The 22,496-nt window shown below is 70.2% G+C and carries 18 protein-coding genes; 10 read left to right on the forward strand and 8 right to left on the reverse strand.

Annotated features, from left to right (window positions below):
* Positions 1–237 precede the first annotated feature (237 nt).
* The 3 genes from AB5T46_RS00005 (at position 238) to hemC (ending at position 3,069) form a co-directional block, all read left to right on the forward strand.
* On the forward strand, positions 238–1,215 hold the full coding sequence (locus AB5T46_RS00005; protein ID WP_370562411.1) for a sensor histidine kinase: 978 nt from the start codon (positions 238–240) through the stop codon (positions 1,213–1,215).
* Entirely contained in the window at positions 1,184–1,975 is a 792-nt protein-coding gene (locus tag AB5T46_RS00010) for a LytR/AlgR family response regulator transcription factor (RefSeq protein WP_370561690.1), read from the forward strand. Before AB5T46_RS00005 ends, AB5T46_RS00010 begins: the two co-directional genes overlap by 32 nt.
* Before the next feature lie 179 nt (positions 1,976–2,154).
* Complete coding sequence (gene hemC / locus AB5T46_RS00015) at positions 2,155–3,069, forward strand: hydroxymethylbilane synthase (protein ID WP_370561692.1); 915 nt, start codon at positions 2,155–2,157, stop codon at positions 3,067–3,069.
* Here the strand turns inward: hemC and AB5T46_RS00020 are convergent.
* From AB5T46_RS00020 to AB5T46_RS00050, 7 genes are all read right to left on the reverse strand, one after another.
* Positions 3,062–3,862: a DUF481 domain-containing protein gene (locus AB5T46_RS00020; RefSeq protein ID WP_370561693.1), complete on the reverse strand. Its 801-nt coding sequence runs from the start codon at positions 3,860–3,862 to the stop codon at positions 3,062–3,064. The genes hemC and AB5T46_RS00020 overlap by 8 nt on opposite strands.
* A 368-nt stretch (positions 3,863–4,230) precedes the next feature.
* The gene (locus AB5T46_RS00025; RefSeq protein ID WP_370561694.1) at positions 4,231–5,190 is read right to left on the reverse strand and encodes a dimethyl sulfoxide reductase anchor subunit family protein; all 960 of its coding nucleotides are present in this window, start codon (positions 5,188–5,190) and stop codon (positions 4,231–4,233) included.
* 384 nt (positions 5,191–5,574) lie between these two features.
* Positions 5,575–6,339, reverse strand: a complete 765-nt coding sequence (locus AB5T46_RS00030) for a 4Fe-4S dicluster domain-containing protein (protein ID WP_370561696.1) — start codon at positions 6,337–6,339, stop codon at positions 5,575–5,577.
* Between the two features lie 16 nt (positions 6,340–6,355).
* Complete coding sequence (locus AB5T46_RS00035; protein WP_370561697.1) at positions 6,356–8,119, reverse strand: SLC13 family permease; 1,764 nt, start codon at positions 8,117–8,119, stop codon at positions 6,356–6,358.
* Complete coding sequence (locus tag AB5T46_RS00040) at positions 8,116–11,058, reverse strand: molybdopterin oxidoreductase family protein (protein WP_370561698.1); 2,943 nt, start codon at positions 11,056–11,058, stop codon at positions 8,116–8,118. Before AB5T46_RS00040 ends, AB5T46_RS00035 begins: the two co-directional genes overlap by 4 nt.
* Positions 11,059–11,241: 183 nt before the next feature.
* Complete coding sequence (locus AB5T46_RS00045) at positions 11,242–11,898, reverse strand: LolA-like protein (RefSeq protein WP_370561699.1); 657 nt, start codon at positions 11,896–11,898, stop codon at positions 11,242–11,244.
* Between the two features lie 61 nt (positions 11,899–11,959).
* On the reverse strand, positions 11,960–12,559 hold the full coding sequence (locus AB5T46_RS00050) for a hypothetical protein (protein ID WP_370561700.1): 600 nt from the start codon (positions 12,557–12,559) through the stop codon (positions 11,960–11,962).
* Between the two features lie 138 nt (positions 12,560–12,697).
* Here AB5T46_RS00050 and AB5T46_RS00055 point away from each other — a divergent pair, with 138 nt between their 5' ends.
* The 5 genes from AB5T46_RS00055 (at position 12,698) to AB5T46_RS00075 (ending at position 19,732) form a co-directional block, all read left to right on the forward strand.
* Positions 12,698–13,669, forward strand: coding sequence for a helix-turn-helix transcriptional regulator (locus tag AB5T46_RS00055; protein ID WP_370561701.1), 972 nt, complete (start codon positions 12,698–12,700; stop codon positions 13,667–13,669).
* Complete coding sequence (locus AB5T46_RS00060) at positions 13,669–14,562, forward strand: patatin-like phospholipase family protein (RefSeq protein WP_370561702.1); 894 nt, start codon at positions 13,669–13,671, stop codon at positions 14,560–14,562. The genes AB5T46_RS00055 and AB5T46_RS00060 overlap by 1 nt, the downstream gene beginning before the upstream one ends.
* A 219-nt stretch (positions 14,563–14,781) precedes the next feature.
* Positions 14,782–15,111: a hypothetical protein gene (locus tag AB5T46_RS00065; RefSeq protein ID WP_370561703.1), complete on the forward strand. Its 330-nt coding sequence runs from the start codon at positions 14,782–14,784 to the stop codon at positions 15,109–15,111.
* 261 nt (positions 15,112–15,372) lie between these two features.
* Complete coding sequence (locus AB5T46_RS00070) at positions 15,373–17,496, forward strand: prolyl oligopeptidase family serine peptidase (protein ID WP_370561704.1); 2,124 nt, start codon at positions 15,373–15,375, stop codon at positions 17,494–17,496.
* A 118-nt stretch (positions 17,497–17,614) separates the two neighbouring features.
* A complete protein-coding gene (locus AB5T46_RS00075) occupies positions 17,615–19,732 on the forward strand; it encodes a S9 family peptidase (protein WP_370562412.1) in 2,118 nt (705 codons plus the stop codon).
* A 69-nt stretch (positions 19,733–19,801) separates the two neighbouring features.
* Here AB5T46_RS00075 and AB5T46_RS00080 read toward each other — a convergent pair whose 3' ends face one another.
* A complete protein-coding gene (locus AB5T46_RS00080) occupies positions 19,802–21,232 on the reverse strand; it encodes a S41 family peptidase (protein ID WP_370561705.1) in 1,431 nt (476 codons plus the stop codon).
* 152 nt (positions 21,233–21,384) lie between these two features.
* On the opposite strand from AB5T46_RS00080, the gene AB5T46_RS00085 reads away from it, so the two are divergent.
* Entirely contained in the window at positions 21,385–21,903 is a 519-nt protein-coding gene (locus AB5T46_RS00085) for a helix-turn-helix domain-containing protein (RefSeq protein WP_370561706.1), read from the forward strand.
* 191 nt (positions 21,904–22,094) lie between these two features.
* The gene (locus AB5T46_RS00090; protein WP_370561707.1) at positions 22,095–22,493 is read left to right on the forward strand and encodes a YbaN family protein; all 399 of its coding nucleotides are present in this window, start codon (positions 22,095–22,097) and stop codon (positions 22,491–22,493) included.
* Positions 22,494–22,496: the final 3 nt, after the last annotated feature.

Raw genomic sequence — 22,496 nt, forward strand, 5'->3', positions numbered from 1 at the left:
CCCGGCGCCGCATGGCGGCCATTGGGAAGCAACCCGAAGGGCCGGGCCTGCGGACGCGCAGGGCGGCGTCATCACTCGGTTGCGTATCGACATACGCGCCCTCGCTCTTCCTTGCCCCGCACGCCCGCAGGCCCGGCGCGGCATGCTCCATAAGTGCTAACAGGCCCTAGGGTGAGCGATCCGCGCAACCGCGAATCGTGGCTGCCGGATCTGTGCCGGCTGCCGCGGCTGGCGGCGATGCTCGGCCTGGCGCAGCTGGTGGTCGTGGTGGTGGCGCTGGTGCCGGACGGCTCGCCGGGCTGGGACCTGGCGCGGCTGCTGTCGGTCAGCGGCTATGCGCTGTGGTTGGCGCTGGCGGTCTCGGTGCTGCTGTGCGTGTCGCGGCGCACGTTGTCGGCGCTGCCGCGGCGGCTCGGCGCGCTGGCGGCGGTGGCGCTGTCGACCCTGGTGGCGGCGGTCGCGGCGGCGGTGGTGCATGCCCTGTTCGCCAGCGTCGGCGAGGCCGAGGCGTGGCCCGGATTCTGGCGCTTCATCGGCGGCTCGTGCGCGGTGGTGGCGCTGATCACCGCGCTCGCGCTGCGCTACTTCTACGTGATCGACGGCTGGCGGGCGCAGGTCAACGCCAGCGCCCGCGCCGAGGCCGATGCGCTGCAGGCGCGGATCCGCCCGCATTTCCTGTTCAACAGCATGAACATGATCGCCGGCCTGCTGCGGCGCGACCCGGCCGTGGCCGAGCGCGCGGTGCTCGACCTGTCCGACCTGTTCCGCGCCGCGCTCGGCGCCGGCGAGGGCGATTCGTCGCTGGCCGAGGAAGTGCGGCTGGCCGAGCAGTACCTCGCCATCGAGCAGCTGCGCGTGGGCGAGCGCCTGCAGGTGCAGTGGCGCAGGACCGAGCCGTTGCCGTGGACGCTGCCGATGCCGCGGCTGGTGCTGCAGCCGCTGCTGGAGAACGCCGTGCTGCACGGCATCTCACGGCTGCCGCGGGGCGGCTGCATCGCGATCGAACTCGTGGCGACCCCGGACACCCTGTACCTGCGGGTGCGCAACCCGTCGCTGCCGCCGTCGGCGCAGGCGCAGGTGCCGCAGCAGGGCGCCGGCCACGCCCAGCGCAGCATCGCCCATCGCCTCAGCTATGCCTTCGGCGCGCGCGCGCGGATGGCCTGCGGCTGGCGCGACGGCTACTATGCCTGCGAGATCGAGCTGCCGCTCGACTGAAGACGCGAAGCGCGGGAGGGCGCCTGACGTGAAGGTCGTGATCGCCGACGACGAGCCGCTGGCCCGGGAGCGGCTGCGCACGCTGCTGGCGCAGCAGCCGGGCGTGGAGCTGGTGGCCGAGGTCGGCGACGGCCACGCCGCCCTGCATGCCTGCGCCGAGCACGACGCCGACTTGATCCTGCTCGACATCGCCATGCCCGGCATCGACGGCCTGGAGGCCGCGCGCCACCTCGCCGCGTTCGAACCGCGCCCGGCGGTGGTGTTCTGCACCGCGTACGACGCGCACGCGCTGTCGGCGTTCGAGGCCGCCGCCGTCGACTACCTGGTCAAGCCGGTGCGGCCGGAGCGGCTGCATGCGGCGCTCGAGCGTGCGCGCACCTTCACCATCGGCCGCGATCACGACGGCAACGGCAGCAGCCTGAACAAGAGCCGCACCCATCTGTGCGCGCGCCTGCGCGGCAGCCTGCGGCTGATCCCGGTCGAGGAGGTGTATTACCTGCAGGCCGAGGAAAAGTACGTGGTGGTGCACCACGCGCGCGGCGAGGACCTGATCGAGGAATCGCTGAAATCGCTCGAGCAGGAGTTCGGCGAGCGCTTCATGCGCATCCACCGCAACTGCCTGGTCGCGCGGCACGAACTGGTGGAGATCCGCCGCGACCACGACGGCCACGTGCACGCGATGCTGCGCCACGTGCAGCAGCCGCTGGAAGTCAGCCGCCGCTGCGTGGCGCAGGTGCGCGAGGTGATCCAGCGGCTGTGAGCGGGCGTTCCGCGACCCTCGGGTCCGCGACCGGGCGTGCCGGCGCCATGCATGCCGCGGTGCCGGCAGCGATGACGAGTGCCAGCAGTCGGCCTTCCGGCCCGGCGACCACAGGTCGGCGAGCGAAGCATGCAAGTCCGCAATCCCAGCGTCACGCCGCGACCGGCGATAATGGGCCGATGAAGACCCTCCACATCGCCACCCGCAAGAGCCCGCTCGCCCTGTGGCAGAGCGAGCACGTCGCCGCGCGCCTGCGCGAGGCGCATCCCGGCCTCGAGGTCGTGCTGGTTCCGATGAGCACGCGCGGCGACGAGGTGCTGGATCGGTCGCTGGCGGCGATCGGCGGCAAGGGCCTGTTCCTCAAGGAGCTGGAATCGGCCATGCAGCGCGGCGAGGCCGATTGCGCGGTGCACTCGCTCAAGGACGTGCCGATGGCGCTGGAGCCGGGTTTCGCGTTGCCCGCGATCCTGGTGCGTGCCGATTCCGCCGACGCCTTCGTCAGCGCCGCCCATGCCACGCCGATGGCGCTGCCGCCGGGCGCGCGGGTGGGCACTTCGTCGCTGCGGCGGCAGGCGCAGTTGCGCGCGCTGCGCCCCGATGTCCAGCCGCTGGACGTGCGCGGCAACGTCAACACCCGCCTGGCCAAACTCGACGCCGGCGACTACGACGCCATCGTGCTCGCCTGCGCCGGGCTGCAGCGGCTCGGCCTGGAGCGGCGCATCCGCATGCGGCTGGACGCGCCGGACTGGCTGCCGGCACCGGCACAGGGCGCGATCGCGGTCGAATGCCGGGACGACGATGCCGGCATCGCCGCCCTGCTCGCCGCGCTCGACGATCGCGACACGCGCCTGTGCGTGGAGGCCGAGCGCGCGATGAACCGGGCCCTCGACGGCAGCTGTCACGTGCCGGTTGCGGCGCTGGCCCGGCTGGAAGGGGAGCGGGTCACCCTGCACGGGCTGGTCGGCAGCGCCGCCGACGGGCGGCTGGTGCGCGCCTGCGGCAGCGATATGGCCGACGCGCGCGAGCGGCTCGGCGAACGCGTCGCCGGGGACCTGCTCGCCGCCGGCGCCGACCGCCTGCTGGCTTCTATCTAAAGGTGTAGACGAGGTTGATCGTGGTCAGGGTGTCGGTGTTCTTGATCCCGGCCTGGTCGTCGACCTCGGTGTTGTGGCGGGCCTGCAGCGCGGCCTTCAGCGCCAGCGATTCGTTCATCGACACCGCGACGCCGAGGTCGTTCTGGGCGAAGGTGTTGTCGTTGCCGGACTCGACCAGCAGCGTATTGGTCAGGCGGGTGTTTTCGGTCAGCCGGCGCTCGAAATCGAGCAGCCCGCGGACGATGAAGTCGCTGCGGATGTCGCCGCTCTCGGCGTGGCGCGCACGACGGTAGCCGGGGCCGATCTCGGTCAGCAGCTTGGTGCGCGCGTCCTTCAGGAAGTGGTGCCCGTAGCCGAACGAGAACGTGCCCTGGTAGTCGTAGACCGAGAAGTCGTCGCGCTCGTAGCGCGCGGCGCCGAACCAGTTGTGCATCTCGTTGACCTTGATCGCGGTGGTGCCGCCGGCCTGGTAGCGGTTGGCGCTGGTGGTGTAGCGGGTCTCGGCGATGCCGTCGCCGTCGAAATCGCCGGTGACGTCGCTCTTGGCACGCAGCGCCGACAGCGTCAGCTGGTGCTTGCTGCGCACGTCCTCCTGCGAGAACAGCAGCTTGCTGTTGAGGTTCTCGGAGCGGCGGTTGCCGCGGCTCATGGCCAGGCCGAGCTCGCCGGTCAGGTTCCAGATCGACGCTTCTTCCCCGTACGCCGGCGGCGGCGTCTGGGCGCGCAGCGGGCCCGACGACAGGGCGAGGACGACGAGGGCGAGCGGGGCCAGCAGGTGGCGGGAGTCGGTCATTCAACTGGTTCCTGGTGCGACGCGTGACGCGCGGGATTCGACGGATGAGACGTGCAATGTTCGGGCGGCGAAGACGGCGGGTGAAGCGATGATCGCGGCCGCGCCTCGAAGAGGCGGCGACACCGGCGGCGCGGTTCGCCGGCGCGGCGGCGGACCGGGGCCTCACGGGGCATGCGTAGCGGCATTCTGTACGGGGCCGGTGTCCGTGGGGCTGGTTGCATGAATACGGGAGACCGGTCACGGTGGGCGGATCGCGAGCATCGGAGATCCTCGCGGAACGGTCGTGTGGAAACGGTTCCATTATGCCGTCATCGGTTCCGGTTCCCAAGTCGTCCTCGGCGCTCGCGCATCTGTGCGCCGACGACCGTTCAGTAGTAGAGCGTGACCAGGTGCCGGGCCTGGGCGAAGAACAGCCAGCGTTCGACGAATGCGCCGGCCAGCAGCGCGATGGCGGTTGCGGCCAGCAGGGGCGCCGCCGGTGCCCCTGCCGACAGCGCCAGCAGCCAGGCCAGCCCGGGCGCTGCGACCAGCAACGCCGCCGCCAGCCACCGCAGCCGCCGCGCGTGCCGCCGCGCCACGGTGAAGGCCATCTCGCGGGTGATGAAATTGGCCTCGGTGTGCGGTCGCTCGAATACCGTGACCGTGCGTCCCGGCAGGCCGACGGCGTCGCCGCGCGTCGCCGGCGACGGCTGCCGGTCGATCCCACGCCAATACAGCCATTTGCATGCCAGCAGCAGCGCGCCGAGTGCGGCGAGCGTTGCCGTCATCGCGGTCGCGGCGGTACCCGCCGGCAGCAGCAGTGCCATCAGCCAGAACAGCAGCGCCAGCCCCGTCAGCAGCGCGAACAGCAGATAGACCGGGACCACCAGAGGATGGTGCCAGGCCGGAATCGGCGGCAGCGAGGCGTAGATCATCGCCGTGCATGCCACCGTCGCCAGCGCCAGCACCGCCAGCAGCAGGCCGCAGAGCCCGAGCGCGAGCGCGCGTTCCGGGCCGGGTTCGACCCACAGCAGCAGCGCCGCCAATGCCAGCGCCGGGATGACGGTCGCCATCGCCAGCACGCCTTCGCGCGACAGCCAGGAGGTGCGCCACTGCGACAGCGCCCGCCAGGCCCGCTGCGGCTTGCCCAGGTGCGCCAGCGAGCTGAGCAGGCCGACCGTGCTCAGCACCAGGCCCAGCAGCAGCGCCCACCAGTGCAATGCCTCCAGCATCGGCATCACGTCGGCGCGCGCATGCAACAGCAGCACCGACAGGCCGAGCCACGCCAGCAGGCCATAGCCGGCGCCGGACAGCGTGGTGAAGAAGATCACCGAGAGGGCGGGGTGCATCAACGGTTCCCTGGCGGACGAGTCCGCGCGACATCGTACAGGGGAATGCGTGGAGCGAAGCCGGTAGCTGCTTGCGGGCGGAATCGGGAATCGGGAATGGCTCTTGCTCGTCATCCCGGCGAAACGAGCGAAGCGAGTTAACGGCGAAGCCGGCCGAAGAGCCTGCCCCGTACTTGACACGGGGCGAGCGCGGTAGCGCGAGTGAAGCCGGGATCCATTTGCTTTCCGCGCACGTCAGGATGGATCCCGGCTTGACCAGCCGTTCGGCTGTTGAAAACCGCCGGGATGACGATGCGGGCGGGATGACGATGTGGGGCGGGATGACGATGTGGGGCGGGGCGCCGATGCGAGGCGGGATCACGCGCGCGGGACTGCCCCCGTCGGTCAACGCTTGAGAATGCGGTTCAACCAGTGCAGCGGCGTTGTCGCTGTGGCCGGCGGTTCGCGTGGTGCGGCCGCATCGTCGCCGCTGCGACGCGGGCGCGGCGGCAGGTAGCGGTTGACCGGGGCGTAGCCGAGTTCCGGCATCAGCGCCACGCCCTGGCGCTCGGCCACCAGCTTCGACACGTCCGAATCCGGGTCGCCGAGGTCGCCGAAGTGGCGTGCGCGGGTGGGGCAGGCCTGCACGCAGGCCGGTACCCGCTCGCTCTCGTCGAGTTGCTCGTTGTAGATGCGGTCCACGCACAGGGTGCACTTCTTCATCACCCCCTCGACCTCGGAGTATTCGCGCGCGCCGTACGGGCAGGCCCAGCTGCACAGCTTGCAGCCGATGCACTTGTCCTCGTCGACCAGCACGATGCCGTCCTCGGCGCGCTTGTAGCTGGCGCCGGTCGGGCACACGGTCACGCACGCCGGGGTCTCGCAGTGCAGGCAGCTGCGCGGGAAGTGCAGGGTCATCGCCGGCGGGGTCTCCGAAGCCGCGGGTTCAGCCTCCGCAGCTCCGCTCGCCGCGACCTCGTAGCTGTGCACGCGGTTGAACCACACTCCCGACGGTGCCTTGCCGTACGGCTGTTCGTCGGTCAGCGGGCCGGCGATGCCGCCGGCGTTCCACTCCTTGCAGCTGGTGGCGCAGGCATGGCAGCCGACGCAGGTGTCCAGGTCGATTACCAGGCCCATCTTCTTCTTCGATGGCGGCGGCAATGCGGTCACGGGCGGGACATTGCGGTCAAAACGGGAAGTAGCGCGGAATCAGCAGTCCCGCCATGACCAGGAAGATCACGTTCAGCGGCAGGCCGACCTTGACGAAATCGGTGAAGCGGTAGCCGCCCGCGGTGTAGACCATGGTGTTGGTCTGGTAGCCGATCGGCGTGAGAAAGCTGGTCGAGGCCGCGAACGCCACCGCGACCAGGAACGGCTTGCTGTCCAGGCCCAGCGCATCGGCGGTGGCGATCGCGATCGGCACCACCAGCGCCGCCGAGGCGTTGTTGCTCATCGCCTCGGTCAGCACCGAGGTCAGCAAGTAGATCGCCATCAGCGTGGCCACCGGGCCGAAGCCGCCGACCACGGTCACCGCGTGCTCCGCGATCCAGTCGGCGGCGCCGGAGTTCTGCAGCGCGATCCCCATCGGCAGCACGCCGGCCAGCAGGATGACCACGCGCCAGTCGATCGCGCGATATGCGTCCTCCGGCTTGAGGATCTGCAGGACCACCAGCGCGATGCAGCCGAGGATCGCCGAGCCCACGATCGGCAGCCAGCCGAGCCCGGCGACGGTCACCACCGCCGCCATCACCGCGATCGCCAGCAGCGCGCGACCGATCGACGAGCGGTCCTGCTCGCGCTCGCCCAGCACCAGCAGCCCGGGATCGGAGCGCATCGCTTCCAGCGATTTTTCCGGCGCGTCCAGCAGCAGCACGTCGCCGACCGCCAGCGGCACACGGTCGAGCGGCTGCCGGATCGCCAGCCGGTGCCGGTGCAGGCCCTGCACCCGCACGCGATAGGTGTGGCCGAAGCGGACCGCCGCCAGGGTCTGGCCGATCAGGTGCGAGCCGGGCGCCACCATCGCTTCGGCGTGCAGGCGCTCGTCCTCGGTGCCGCCGTCGAGCTCGCGGGCGACCTGGTCGTAGTCGAGCTTGAGCTTCTTGCGCGCCTGCTCGATATCGCGCCATTCGCCGCGCAGCAGCAGGCGGTCGCCCGCGCGCAATTCCTCGCTGCGCGGCGACGGCACCGGCTGCCGGCCGCGGAAGATCTCGAGCACGACCACGTCGCCGGCGTCGTCGGGCAGCAGCTCGCTGCCGCGCTTGCCGATCGCGGACGAGCGCTCGGTCGCCAGCAGTTCCACCACGTAGCGTCCGGCGTGGCCGCTGTCGGCCTGCTCCGGAACGCCGAGGTCGGGCAGCAGGAACCGCCGTGCCACCATCATGTAGGTCACGCCGACGGCGACGAAGATCACCCCCATCGGCGCGAACTCGAACAGGGTGAAGCCGGTCTCGCCCGACTGCCGCGCCAGCGAGTCGACCAGCAGGTTGGTGGAGGTGCCGATCAGCGTGCACACGCCGCCGAACTGGCCGGCATAGGACAGCGCGATCAGGTACTTCGACGGCGGCTGCCGGTTGGCCACGGTCGCCGCGATCACCAGCGGCAGGAACACCGCCACCGCCGCGGTGTTGTTGATGAAGCCGGAGATCACAGCCGTCAGCAGCATCATCGCCAGCGCGAACAGCCATCCCCAGCGGATCCGCGCCAGCAGCGCGCCGAGCCGCTGCAGCGAGCCGCCGCGCTGCAGCCCGGCGCTGAGCACGAACATCGCCGCTACCGTGATCGTGGCCGGGCTGCTGAAACCGGACAGCGCCTGGTCGGTGGACACCAGCCGCAGCGTCAGCAGGCTCGCCAGCACCAGCAGCGCCACCACCTCCACCGGCAGCTTCTCGCTGACGAACAGATAGACCGCGCCGGCGATCACGGCGAAGGTCAGCCAGGCATCCATGGTCATCGAGCGCGTTCCCCGCGGTTCCGTCGGCGTAGCGGCGCACCATAGCGCAGCGGGTGGTCATCAGGGACGGCGCCCGGCAGCGGTGCGAACTGCGGCTGCGTGCAGTCGTCGACGGCGGTTGCCGGGCGCAGGTTCACCCGCAGGTCGAACCAGGCCGCCTGGCCGGTGACCGGGTCGGCGTTGGCGTAGTCGCCGCGCGGGGTATGGTCGGAAATCAGGTGGTTGAGCAGGAAGCCGCGTTCGCCTTCCGGCGCGTCCTTGGCCAGTTTCCATGCGCCGCGGCGCTTGCCGATCGCGTTCCAGCTCCACACCGTGTCCGGCTGCACGTTGCCGGCGAACTTCGCCTGCACGGTGATGCTGCCGTGGTGCGAGACCACCTCGACCCAGTCTTCGTCCCCGATCCCGTATTTCGCCCCGGTGTCCGGATGCAGGTACAGCCAGTTGCGGGCGGCAATCTGCCGCAGCCAGGCGTTTTGCGACCCCCAGGCGTGATACATGAACATCGGCCGCTGGGTGATGGCATGCAAGGGGAAGGGGTGGGTGTGCTCCGCTCCGGTCTGCGCGTGTTCGAACGGCTCGTACCACAGCGGCAGCGGATCGAAATAGGTCGCCACGCGCTGGCGATGTTGCGGCGGCGGCACGTGCGCGCCGTGGCCCTGCGCGGCCAGGCGGAAGCGCTGCACGGGTTCGGCATACAGTTGCAGCGCGATGGCGTCGCCGGCGCCGAGAAACCCCTTGCCCTGCGCCCATTGCAGATAGCCGCGGTTGGCCATCTTGAAATAGCGCGCGTGCTCCGGGATCTCCTCGCGCCAGTAGCCGCCGTTGTCGATGTAGCGCTGCAACTGGCCGGGATTGGGCGCGCCCTTGCCGTGTTGCGCGCCGTCGCCGCGCCAGCCGGCCAGCAGCCCGACCCCGGGCGCACGCTCGTGGCGGACGATGTAGTCGGCGTAGTCGCGGTAGTTCGGCGCGCCGTCGGCGTCGACCATGCCCGGCAGGCCGAGCCGCGCGCCCAGGTCGAGCAGCACCGACTGGAAGCCGCGCACGTCGCGCGGCCGGCCGTCGGCGCCGGCCTGGGTGGCGGGATCGAACACGGGGTGCCGGATCGCGTCGGCGGCGCCGTCGGCGTCGGAGATCGGCCGGTCCAGCAGCGAGATCGCGTCGAAGCGTTCCAGGTACGTCGTGTCGGGCAGCACCAGGTCGGCGTAGGCGACCATCTCGCTGGCGTAGGCGTCGGAATAGATGATGTGGGGAATGCGGTATTCGCCGTCGTCGCCCTTGTCGGTGAGCCACTGCATGGTCTCGCCGGTGTTCATGGCCGAGTTCCAGCTCATGTTGGCCATGAACAGCATCAGCGTGTCGATCGGGTACGGATCGCCGGCATGGGCGTTGCGGATCACCGTGTGCAGCATGCCGTGCGCCGACAGCGGATAGCTCCACGAGAACGCATGGTCGATGCGCCGCGGTTCCCCGCGCGCGTCGACCAGCAGGTCCTCGGGCGCGTGCACGAACCCGAGCGGCGGCGCATCGAGGCTGCCGTCGGCGCGGCGGGTCTTGCCGGGACGGTTCGGCGGCGGCACCGGCTTCGGGTACGGCGGCTGGAAGCGGAACGAGCCCGGCGTGTCCACCGCGCCCAGCAGCAGCTGCAGCACGTGCAGTGCGCGACAGGTATGGAACCCGTTGCTGTGCGCGCTGATGCCGCGCATCGCGTGCATCGCCACCGGCCGGCCGACCATCTCGTCGTGCTCGCGGCCCCAGGCGTCGGTCCAGGCGACCGGCAGCCGCACCGGGTGCTCGAACGCGGCCGCCGCCAGTTCGCGCGCGATGCGGCGGATGGTCCCGGCAGGAATGCCGCAGCGCTCGCTCACCGCGTCGGGTGAATATTGCGGATCGAGATAGCGCTCGGCGATCAGCTGGAACACCGGCACCGCGGTGCGGCCGTCGGCAAGCGCGTACTCGCCGACCACGAGCGGAGAGATGTCGATGGCATCGGCGAGGGCCAGCCGCCACGCTTCAGGCCCGCTGGCGGAGGGCGGCGATTCGTCCCGGGAAGCGGCGGGGCGATCGACACGGGCCGCGCACAACGGCCGTCCTTCGCCGTCGCGCGCGAACAGCCCGTCGTCGGCCGCACCCGGGTCGCGGATCACCAGCCAGTGCGCGTCGGCGTAGCGCACCAGGTAATCGAGGTCGACATGGTCGTTGCGCAGCAGTTCGTGGATCAGCGCGAACGCGAACAGGCCGTCGGTACCGGGGCGGATGCCGATCCACTCGTCGGCGATCGCGCCGTAGCCGCTGCGCACCGGGTTGATCGCGACGATCTTGGCGCCGCGTTCCTTGAGCCTGCCGAGCCCGAGCTTGAGCGGGTTGGAGTCGTGGTCCTCGGCCACGCCCCACAGCATCAGGTACCGCGTGTGCGCCCAGTCCGGCTCGCCGAACTCCCAGAAGCTGCCGCCCAGCGTGTACAGCCCGCCGGCCGCCATGTTGACCGAGCAGAAGCCGCCGTGGGCGGCGTAGTTGATCGTGCCGAACTGCTGCGCCCACCAGCCGGTCAGCGCCTGCGACTGGTCGCGGCCGGTGAAGAAGGCGAGCTCGTCGGGATTGCGCTCGCGGATCGGCCGCAGCCAGTCCGTCGCGATTTGCAGCGCCTCGCCCCATTCGATCTCGCGGAACTCGCCGCTGCCGCGCTCGCCCACCCGCAGCAGCGGCCTCGACAGCCGTGCCGGCGAGTAGTGCTGCATGATCCCCGCCGCGCCCTTGGCGCACAGCACGCCCTGGTTCACCGGATGCGCGGGATTGCCCTGGATGTAGCGGATCTTGCCGTCCGTCGTCCACACCTTGATGCCACAGCGGCAGGCGCACATGTAGCAGGTGGTGGTCCTGACGTCGTCGCCCGGCGAGGGAGAGAGATCCAGGACCGGCTCGTTCGGTGCGGGCACGGGCATGGCGGCTATTGTGCCCGTGCGCCCGGAGCGCGGCGAGGGGCCGCTTCGCGCTCCGCGCCATCGCCGTGCTCGAGGGCGTCCCCGCGGCGCCCTAGCGCGCGCTCGCCGGCCGCGCGTCTTCCGTGATCGCAGGCACGCCGGCGTCGCCGCGGCAGCCGTGGCCGGCCGCCGCGACATGGCGCGTCACTGCGGCGCTTCGATGCGGATCGACGGGTCGTTGAAGCGCGAATAGCGGGCCGTGGTGGTGGCCTGCGCGTCCGCGGCGACCTGCATCTGCAGCGGATAGCCGTCGCTGCCGATCCACAGGGTCGCCGGGGGATTGTCCGGGTCCTCGTGGACCATGCGGTACTTGCGTGCAGGCTTGCCGGCGACGCTGTCGGCGCCCAGCGACTCGATGGTGGTGCCCTGCTGCTCGGCGGCGATTCGCCCCCGGTCGCGGAATTTCTCGAGCATGCCCTCCTGCAGCGGAACCTGCGTGGTCTGGCCCTGCATCTGCATGTACATGCGGTCGCCGAGGATGGTCTGGGTGATGCCGTTGGGCATGGTCATGCGGAAACGGTCGGGGGCGACGTGCTCGAGCATCAGGCTGCCGGCCGCGGTCTCGATGTCCACCGCATAACTGTCCGCCGCCTGCATCCGCTCTATTGCGGCCATCACGTCCGCGCGTGGATCGGACAGCGGATTGGCCGCCGCGGCCGCGCCGGCCACCTTTTCCGCGAATGTCGCGGGCGCGGCGGCGGCTGGATCGGTCCCGGTGCCGGCTGCCGGCGGTTCCGCGCCGCATGCGCCCAGCAGGAGCGTGGACAGGGCGATGATTGCGGTGGATGCGCGTGCTGACATGTGGACCTCCATGGTCGTCCGGATACCTGGCATACGGATTCCGGTGCGCACAAGGGCCAACTCACTGGCACAGCTGCCGCAGCCGGCGCAGTTCCTCCTGCAGCAGCGCGCTGTCGCCGCCGGGCGCCAGGCCGGCCAGGTTGCGACGAACCTGCGGGCAGGGATCGGTCGTGTAGCCGGACCCGCCGACCAGCCGGCCGATGTGCTCCACCACCGCGGCGGGGGAGGGCGGCGGGCGCATCCGGAAGCGCTCCGGCGCCTGCGCCGCGGGTGCGGCCGGGCGCAGGGGGTCGCGGCGGAAATCGTGCCCGCCGGCCTGGGTGCCGGCCCAGCGGCGCCCCTGCTCGAGCAGATCGTGCGCCGATGGCGGCGGCTTTCTGCCTTCGGCGGGCCCGGGAGCGGGCGGCAGTTCGACCACCGTCATCGCGCGCCGGGACGGGGCGGCCGCGGCGGCTGGTGGACGGCGCGGGGCCGGCTTTGCAGGCGCGGACGCGTCCGGCGGCCGAGGCGGTGGTTCGATCCAGTGGATGCGCAGCGCCGTCTCCGGTTGATGCTGCGGTTCCGGCGGCGCCCAGGTCCACCACCACCAGCCCAGGGCGAAGTGCAACGCAACCACCAGGATCATGCAGAGCGCGCGGTCGCCGGCGGTGTCCTGGTGCATGGGACCTTCCCTGGAAGCGCTGCGAGTCTGCATACGCCGGGGTTAAACGCCGGTTATCCGCTCCGGCCATCGCCGCCGGCGTGGCGCAAGGCCCTGCGCCGCTGCCCCGCGGCCCGACTTGCCCCCATAATCGGGCCCATGGACCGCTACGAACGCATTCTCTCGCTGCACCGCACGCTCAAGCACGCGCGCTATCCGGTCACGGTGGCGCGGCTGCAGGACGAGCTCGGCTGCTCGCGCGCCACCGTCTACCGCGACCTGGCCTTCCTGCGTGATGCGCTGATGGCGCCGATCGTCGGCGACGGCGAGGCCGGCTTCCGCTACGACACCGACGAAGGCGGCCGCTTCGAACTGCCCGGGCTGTGGCTGAGTTCGGACGAGCTGCACGCGCTGCTGGCCGCGCAGCAGCTGCTGTCGCGCAGCGGCGGCGGGGTGTTGTCGAACGCGCTGGCGCCGCTGCAACAGCGCATCGAGAAGCTGCTCGACGAGCACGCCGCCGGCAAGCAGTGGCCGGTCGAGCGGGTCCGGGTGATCCCGCACCATTCGCGCAAGATGGACGAGCAGGCGTTCCGCTTCGTCTGCTCGGCGGTGCTCGAGCGCAAGCAGCTGAGCTTCGAGTATCGCGCGCGCTCCACCGACGAGCGCACCCGGCGCACGGTCTCGCCGCAGCGGGTCACGCATTATCGCGGCAACTGGTACCTGGATGCCTGGGACCACGACCGCGATGGCCTGCGCAGCTTTTCCGTCGACCGCATCAGCGGCGCGCGCGTGCTCGATGCCGCCGCCCGCGACATCGACGAGGCCGAACTGGACCGCCACCTGGCCGGCAGCTACGGCATCTTCTCCGGCGAGCCCAAGGGCTGGGCGACGATCCTGTTCAACGCCCGCGCCGCGCGCTGGGTGGCGGACGAACACTGGCATTCGCAGCAGCAGGGGCGCTACCTGTCGGACGGCAGCTACGAGCTGAAGGTGCCCTACAGCGCCGCGCGCGAACTGCTGATGGACGTGCTGCACTACGGCGCCGACGCCACCATTGTCGAGCCGCCGTCGCTGCGCGAGCAGGCGCGTTCGCTGCTTGCCCTGGCGCTGTCCAACTACGAACGCGACTGATGCCCGGCGCCGGGCCCGCACCCGCCCGCGAGAAGGTCGCGCTAGCACTGGGTGCGGGCGGCGCGCGCGGGTTGGCGCAGATCGGCGTGATCGAGGTGCTGGAGGAGCGCGGCCTCGAGATCGTGACGATCTCCGGCGCCTCCAGCGGCGCGCTGGTCGGCGGCATCCATGCGGCGGGCAGGCTGCGCGAGTTCGACGCCCGGCTGCAGGCGATGTCGCGGCGCGATTTCCTGCGCCTGCTCGACCCGGTGTTCGGGCGTTCCGGGATGCTGCGCGGTGACCGCCTGGTGGACGCGATGCGCGAGGTGGTCGGCGATCCGCTGATCGAGGACCTGCCGGTGCGCTTCACCGCCGTCGCGGTGGACCTGCAGCGCCAGCGCGAGGTGTGGCTGCAGACCGGCCCGCTGTGGGAGGCGCTGCGCGCCTCGTTCGCGATTCCCGGCCTGTTCCTCGCGCACGAGGTGCATGGCCGCGAGCTGGTCGACGGCGGCCTGCTGGCGCCGCTGCCGATCGCCGCCACGCGCCTGTCCGATGCGCATCGCCTGATCGCGGTCGACATGCACGGTTGGCCGCGGCGGCCGCCGGGGGAGCCGGCCGCGAACGGCTCGCCGGTGCAGGACCATGCCGGCGCGGTCGATGCCGCTGCCGGCCATCGCCCCTTCTGGCGCCGCGGCCGCGACGCCCGCGACATGGGCCTGGTGGAGGTCATGTCGCGCGCGCTCGACACCATGCAGGCGCAGATCTCGCGCGTGCAGCTGGCGCTGGACCCGCCGGAACTGGTGATCCGCATCCCGCGCGACGTCTGCCAGTTCTACGAGTTCTGGCGCGCCAAGGAACTGATCGCCATCGGCCGCCACGAGGCCACCCGCGCGCTCGACGCCGCGGGGTACTGAGCGGTCGTCCGGTCCTCGGGTGCTCGATCGCCACGACCGTGAGCGGCACGTCCGCAAGCCATGTGAGGCGACGGCAGTCGTGACTGGCGTCGCCGTGCCGGGGCCGTCGTCGTCGGACAGGCCGTGCGGGGTCGCGACCGTTCCGCCCAGGCGGCGCAAGTCGCAGCCATTGCGACCAGGTACCAGCAGGCTGCGCGCATCGATTCCAGGAGCGCAGCCATGCATACCGCAACGATGCCGTCGTCCCCGTCCACCCTGGCCCTGCTGGCCGCCGTCCTCGGCGGCGCACTGTTCCTCGGCGCGCTCGCACTGCTGTCGCTGCCGCCGCTGCGCGCCGGCGCCTTCGCGCTGGGCGCGGCGCCGCTGTGGCTGCTCGGCATGCCGCTGGCCAGCCTGGCGGCGTTGGCCGCCCGCTACCTGGCGACCCTGTCGCGCCGCCGCAGCCCGGCTTCCTCCTCGTCGCCGGGGCTGCGGCGGTGGCGGCCTTCGGGCCCGCAGGCCCGCCGCCGCGCCGCAACGCCTCGTCCGCGGCTGCCGCGCGCCGCCTGAGCCACACGGAACCGCTGCCTGATCACTGTCCCGCTTTCGGAGGGTTGAAGCCCTCGCCTTCAGGCGACAGCTTCAGCAGAAAGCGAAGCCACCGCCTTCAGGCGGTGGAGTATTCACTCGCTCCACGCCGTCGCGGGAATGATGCCGACGAGGATGACGCCGATGTGGAGTGGGCTGACCGGGAACAGCATTGGGCCCGTGGTCGGACGCCGTAGCTGTGCTAGCGTTCGCGGTTTCACCCGAAACCGTTCCGGAGCCCGCATGCCGAAACTGCCGCCTTTCTGCCTTGCCGCCGGCATCGCCCTCGGCCTGGCCACCGGTGCCGCCGCCGCCCAGGCCACGGAGGCCGAGATGTCCGATCCCCACCAATGGCTCGAGGAGGTCGAAGGCGACAAGGCGCTGGCCTGGGTGCGCGAGCAGAACGCCAGGGCGGAAGCCGAGCTGGCGGACACCCCCGCCTTCAAGGCGCTCGAGGCCGAGCTGCTGGCGATCTACGACTCCGACGAGCGCATCCCCGAGGTCGAGAAGCGGGGGGAGTACTACTACAACTTCTGGAAGGACAAGGACCACGAGCGCGGCATCTGGCGCCGCACCACGCTGGAGGAGTACCGCAAGCCGAAGCCGCAGTGGGAAGTGCTGCTCGACCTGGATGCGCTCAACGTCGCCGAGGACGAGAACTGGGTCTGGCACGGCGCCGACTGCCTGCGCCCGGACTACACGCGCTGCCTGATCGCGCTCTCGCGCGGCGGCGCCGACGCCGACGTCACCCGCGAGTTCGACCTGGCGGCGAAGGACTGGGTCGAGGACGGCTTCTTCCGCCCCGAGGCCAAGGGCGGGCTGCAGTGGATCGACCGCGACACGGTGTACGTCTACACCGACTTCGGCGAAGGCAGCCTCACCGGATCCGGCTACCCGCGCATCGCCAAGCGCTGGCGCCGCGGTACGCCGCTGGCGCAGGCCGAGCTGGTGTACGAGGGCGAGCCGGAGGACATGTACATCGCCGCCTTCCGCGATCTCACCCCCGGCTTCGAGCGCGACCTGGTCAGCCGTACCATCGCCTTCTACAACGACGAGCTGTACCTGCGCGGTGCCGACGGCGCGCTGGCGAAGATCGACGCGCCCAACTCCGCCAACAAGGGCCTGCATCGCGAATGGCTCACGCTCGAGCTGCGCGAGCCCTGGACGGTGGGTGGGCGTGAATACCCGGCCGGTTCGCTGCTGGCGACCAGGCTCGACGACTTCATGGCCGGCGGGCGCGCGTTCGAGGTGCTGTTCGAACCCACCGAGACCACGTCGCTGGCCGGCGTCACCTGGACCCGCCACCATGCCGTGCTCAACGTGCTCGACGACGTCAAGAACCGGCTCTCCGTGCTGACGCCGGGCGCCGACGGCTGGGACCGCAACGCGTTCACGGGCGCGCCGGAGATCGGCACCGTGGCGGTCAGGGCGGTCGACGACGTCGAGTCCGACGCGGCGTGGCTCACCGTCACCGACTACCTCACCCCGAGCACCCTGTCGCTGGCCGAGATCGGCGAACAGCCGGAGCAGCTCAAGGCGATGCCGGCGTTCTTCGATGCGTCGACCCACGTCATCGAGCAGCACTTCGCCACGTCCAAGGACGGCACCCGCGTGCCGTATTTCCTGGTGCATCCGAAGGATCTCGAGTACGACGGCCGCAACCCGACCCTGCTGTACGGCTACGGCGGCTTCGAGATCTCGCTCACGCCCGGCTACTCCGGCGGCATCGGCAAGGGCTGGCTCGAGCGTACCCATAACGGCCGGGGCGGCACCTACGCGGTCGCCAACATCCGCGGCGGCGGCGAATACGGTCCGCGCTGGCACCAGGCCGCGCTCAAGGCCAACCGCCACAAGGCCTACGAGGACTTCGCCGCGGTGGCGCGCGACCTGATCGACCGCGGCATCACCTCGCCCGCGCACCTGGGCATCCGCGGCGGCAGCAACGGCGGCCTGCTCACAGGCAACATGCTCACCCAGTACCCGGAGCTGTTCGGCGCGGTGGTGATCCAGGTGCCGCTGCTGGACATGCGGCGCTACCACAAGCTGCTGGCCGGCGCCTCGTGGATGGCCGAGTACGGCAACCCGGACCTTCCGGAGGAATGGGAATTCATCCGCACGTTCTCGCCGTACCACCTGTTCGATGCCGATCGCGACTATCCGCCGACCCTGCTGCTCACCTCGACCCGCGACGACCGCGTCCATCCCGGCCACGCGCGCAAGATGATGGCCAGGATGTCCGAGGCCGGAAAGGACGTGCGCTACTACGAGAACATCGAGGGCGGCCACGGCGGCTCGGCCAGCAACAGGCAGGCCGCGCACATGGACGCGCTGTACTTCACCTTCCTGTGGCAGCAACTGCAGGACTGACCCGTGTCGCGCTCTCCGGCGCGTGCCGGCGGGCGCGGATGTCCCGATCCGTTGCAACATGCACTTCCGGACCCCATCCATGAACACGTTCCCCTTCCTCCTTCCCGCGCTGCTGCTGATGACCACGACCGCTCTCGCCAACGATGACATGCCCGCTCCGCCCGACGCCGCGCAAAAACCCTACGAGGTCAAGGCGCCGCATGGCGCCGTGCGCAACGACGAGTACTACTGGCTGCGCGACGACACCCGCCAGGACAAGGCCGTCATCGAGTACCTGCAGGCCGAGAACGCCTACGTCGATGCGGTGATGGCGCCGCTGGAGCCGCTGCGCGACGCGCTGTACGAGGAGATCGTCGGCCGCATCAAGCAGGACGACAGCTCGGTGCCGTACCGCGAGCGCGGCTGGTGGTACTACACCCGTTTCGAGACCGGTCGCGACTATCCGGTCCATGCCCGTCGTCGCGACGCCGACGGGCTCGACGCCGCGACGATCCAGCGCGCGAACGATGCAGGCGATACCGCCGGCGAGGAAGTCCTGCTCGAGGTGAACGAGCTGGCCGAGGGCAAGGACTACTACAACGTCGGCGACTGGGAGGTCAGCCAGGACAGCCGCATGCTGGCCTACGCCGACGACACCAGCGGCCGTCGCCAGTACACGGTGCGCTTCAAGGACCTGGAGACCGGCGAGGTGCTGGAGGACGCCATCCCCGGCGTGTCCGCCAACCTGGTCTGGGCCGACGACAACCGGACCCTGTTCTACATCGAGAACGACCCCGAGACCCTGCTCACCAAGCGGGTGAAGAAGCACGTGCTCGGCACCCCGGTTGCGGACGACGTGCTGGTCTACGAGGAGCCCGACGACAGCTTCTACATGGGGATCGACCGCACCCGCGACGACGCCTTCATCTGCATCCAGGTCGAGAGCACCGTGTCCTCGGAGATGCGCTGCGCGGCGGCCGCCGATCCGCGCGAGTTCGCGGTGTTCGCGCCGCGCCAGCGCGACATCGAGTACAGCGCCGACCATCACCGCGGCCGCTGGGTGATCCGCACCAACCAGGACGCGCCCAACTTCAAGGTCATGACCGCGCCGACCGACGCGCGCTCGCGCGAGCAGTGGCAGGAATGGCTGCCGCACAGCGACGACGTCTTCATCGAGGGCTTCGAGCTGTTCGACGGCTTCACCGCCATCGAGGAACGTTCCCAGGCGCTGGAGCGGGTGCGGGTGATCAAGGCCGACGGCAGCGAGGAGTACGTGAAGGCCGACGAGCCCGCGTACTCGATGGGCCTGTCGGTCAATGCCGAGCCCGACACCGAATGGCTGCGCTACGGCTACACCTCGATGACCACCCCGTCGACCACCTACGAGGTCAACGTGGCCACCGGCGAGCGTCGCCGGCTCAAGCAGCAACCGGTGATCGGCTACGACCCGGCGCGGTACGTCACCGAGCGCCTGTGGGCCGAGGCCCGGGACGGCACGAAGATCCCGGTGTCGCTGGTCTACCGCAAGGGCTTCGAGAAGAACGGCCAGGCGGCGCTGCTGCAGTATGCCTACGGCAGCTACGGCGCCTCGATGGACCCGGGCTTCAACCAGACCGTGGTCAGCCTGCTCGACCGCGGCATGGTGTACGCCATCGCCCACATCCGTGGCGGCCAGGAGATGGGCCGCAAGTGGTACGACGACGGCAAGCTGTTCAACAAGATCAACACCTTCACCGATTTCGTCGACGTCACCGACTACCTGGTGAAGGAAGGCTACGCAGCGAAGGACCGCGTCGCCGCCTACGGCGGCAGCGCCGGCGGCCTGCTGATGGGCGCGGTGGCCAACATGGCGCCTGACAAGTACCGCGTCATCCTGTCGCAGGTGCCGTTCGTCGACGTGGTCACCACCATGCTCGACCCGAGCATCCCGCTGACCACCAACGAGTACGACGAGTGGGGCAACCCGGAGCAGAAGGACTACTACGACTACATGCTCTCGTACTCGCCGTACGACAACCTCGAGGCGCAGGCCTATCCGGCGATGTTCGTCGGCACCGGGCTGTGGGACTCGCAGGTGCAGTACTGGGAGCCGGCCAAGTACGTCGCCCGCCTGCGCGACCTCAATACCGGCGAGGGCACCGTGGTGTTCCGCACCAACATGGACGCCGGCCACGGCGGCAAGTCCGGCCGCTTCCGCCGCTACCGTGAGCTGTCGGAGATGTACGCCTTCCTCATCGACCGGATCGGCGTGCGCTGATGCGGGTGATCGGCGGGGGTCGCAGCCGCGATCCCCGCCCCCACTGGGTTCTGCCGGACCTGGCGGTGGCTACCGGCTTGCGTCGGCATCGGGCTCGGGCTCGCCGGTCTTCCGGCGCCGAGCGTCGTCTTCCAGCCGGAGTTTCGACAGCAGAGTCTCGACGGCGGCGCGAGGCTGCAGAGGATTCTCGCGTAGCGGAATGTCGGGCTGGAGCATCATCGGTTCCAATGCGCCAGAAGGCCGTGCCAGCACGAATCGCGGCACCCACACGGCCAGGCCCGTATTCGGGAGCGTGAACCGCTCGACGCCGCCGCTCTGGGTACTCCTGGCGCTGCCGCCAGTGCCGGCGATTGCCCCGAACCCGAAGTCCTGCATCACGTTGACGAAGAGGATGGCGGACGAGTAGGTGGAGGCACCCACGAGCACATAGGTGTCGCCGGCGAAGTGCAACGGGTTGTCGGGTTCCGGCAGGATCCAGGTAGTGATCGTTCCGTGCACCACGTCGCCGACACGTTCGCCCTCGTCGCGATACTTCTCGACCACTCTCTTGCGGTAGCGCGAGCCCCAGGTATAGGGTTTGGTGGCGATGTAGGGCAGGAGGCCCTGTCTCCAGAAGGTGTCGTCGCCGCCGCCGTTGGCGCGGAGGTCGATGATGAGCGTTCGCACGCCCGCATCGCGCATCCGCCGGAACGCCGAGCGGGTGAAATCGTAGTACCGCGCCTCGTCATGCCAGCCAAAGCCGCCGATCGTCAGCAGCGCCGTATTGCCGGGCAGCAGTTCGAAGCGGAACTGCCGGTCGAAGCTGGCCTCGTTCGCGAGCAGGGCGGGTGTTTCGCGGCTGGCCGGAACGACGATGCGCGAGGCCTCCGGCTGCGTCAACTCCAGATCATAGGTCGCTTCGTCTCCATAGCGCTTCCAGTAGAAGAACCACCATCGACGCGAGAGCAGTTCGGCGCGAAAGGCCGGCGTATCGCCATGCACTCGCGCCAGCAGGGCCCGTGTGACACGACGGGCGTCCCGGCCGTCGATCCGCTCGATGCGGGCACCGGCCAGGTCGGTGGCTCCGCCGCCGAGCTTCGAGCGGATGAAGGGCTGTCCATCGGCAGGATCCACATGCACCTCGAAAGGGAAGAATCCCTTCCCGGCGAGGTGTGCGAGGCTGTCCTCGCGCCAATCCGGATAGCCGACGAGCAGATGGCCATCGGCCAAGACCGGGTTCAGGATGGCCAACTGCGCCCAGGCCTGATCACGGGTCATGTCGTCATCCAGGCACCGCCGGATGCGGGCGAACGCGTGCGTGAGGGCCGCTTCGTCCGCGGAATGGGCCGGGTCGGGATGCGCGCGGTCGATGGTGTTCCGTATCACATCGAGGTCTGCCCGCAGTTGCTCGGGAGAGAAGATCTGCTGCGAATGGACCGGCGAAGGCGTGCCGGTCCACAGCGCGACCAGGAGCCAGAAGGACGAACGACGCGATGCGCTCTGGAATCGCATGAATTGCATGGTGTGCCTCGACAGGAAGGAGGGCGGCGCTTGCCCGCGCTCGTTATTGTTGAAATAATACCATTAATTTTCAACATATGGGCCACTGCCGCATGACATTCAATCGCAGGACGCTGAGCGATCCGGCCGCCATCCGATCACTGGCCTCGCCCATGCGGCAGGAACTGGTCGACACGCTGTACGCCCTCGGCGGCGAGGCCAGCGTCGCCGACCTGGCGCAGACGCTGGGGCATCATGCGGACGGTCTCTATTACCACCTGCGTCTGCTTCGAAAGGCCGGGCTGGTGGAGGAAATCCAGGCTGAGCCAGGCGCCGGGCTGGCCTACCGGCTCGCCGGCCGCGGCTCCGGGCCGTTGCGACTGGCCTATCGCACCGGCGGTCAAGGCAACACCGAGGCGCTGTCGGCCTATGTTCGCGGGCTGCTGCAGGTCGCGGGCAAGGACTTCGAGCAAGCGCTCGCTCTGCCGGAGGTGGCAGTGGAGGGCAAACGCAGACAGCTTTGGGCCTCGCGCAACAAGGGTTGGCTCAGCGCCGCCGAGATCGAAGAGGTCAATGCACTGCTGGAACGGCTGTGCGAACTGACCAGCCAGCCGCGTAGTCCGGGACGCGATACGCTGATGACGCTGGTGTTCGCGCTGTCGCCGTCCCTTCCGCGTGCAAAGCGGCGCTAGAGCGGTTTTGTCGCAAGCATTGACCACCCCTTCTCTCGCTCGCGGGGCGAGGGCATGCTGCTTGCGGGCGAGTGGCCCGCGCACGACCGAACGCCCGTACGATGCCCGAAGCACCTGTGCTCGGCGCGTTTGCGGGATCGGGCCACCGGTCGGCGGATCGGCGATCGCACGATCGGCACTATCATTTGTCCATGACCGCACGCGCGCGCTTCCGCTGGGCCTGGTGGCTGCTGGCCTATGCCAGTCTCGGCCTCGGCCTGATCGGCGTGTTCGTGCCCGGCCTGCCGACCACGGTGTTCGTCCTGATCGCCGCCTGGGCCGCGGCCCGCGGCTCCGAGCGCCTGCACCGCTGGCTGCTGACGCACCCGCGGTTCGGGCCGGCGATCCGCGACTGGCGGGCGCACGGCGCGGTCAGCCGCCGCGCGAAATGGATGGCGACCGCCGCGATGGCGGCCTGCGCGGCGATCCTGCTGCTGGTCATGCCGCTGTTCCCGGCGCATCGCTGGTGGATGACGGCGCTGCCGGTCGCCTGCATGGCGATCGTCGCGGCCTGGCTGTGGTTGCGGCCGGAACCCCCGGATGCCGGATGAACG

It is taken from the genome of Luteimonas salinilitoris (genome assembly GCF_041300785.1).
GTDB classification, from domain to species: Bacteria; Pseudomonadota; Gammaproteobacteria; order Xanthomonadales; family Xanthomonadaceae; genus Luteimonas; species Luteimonas salinilitoris.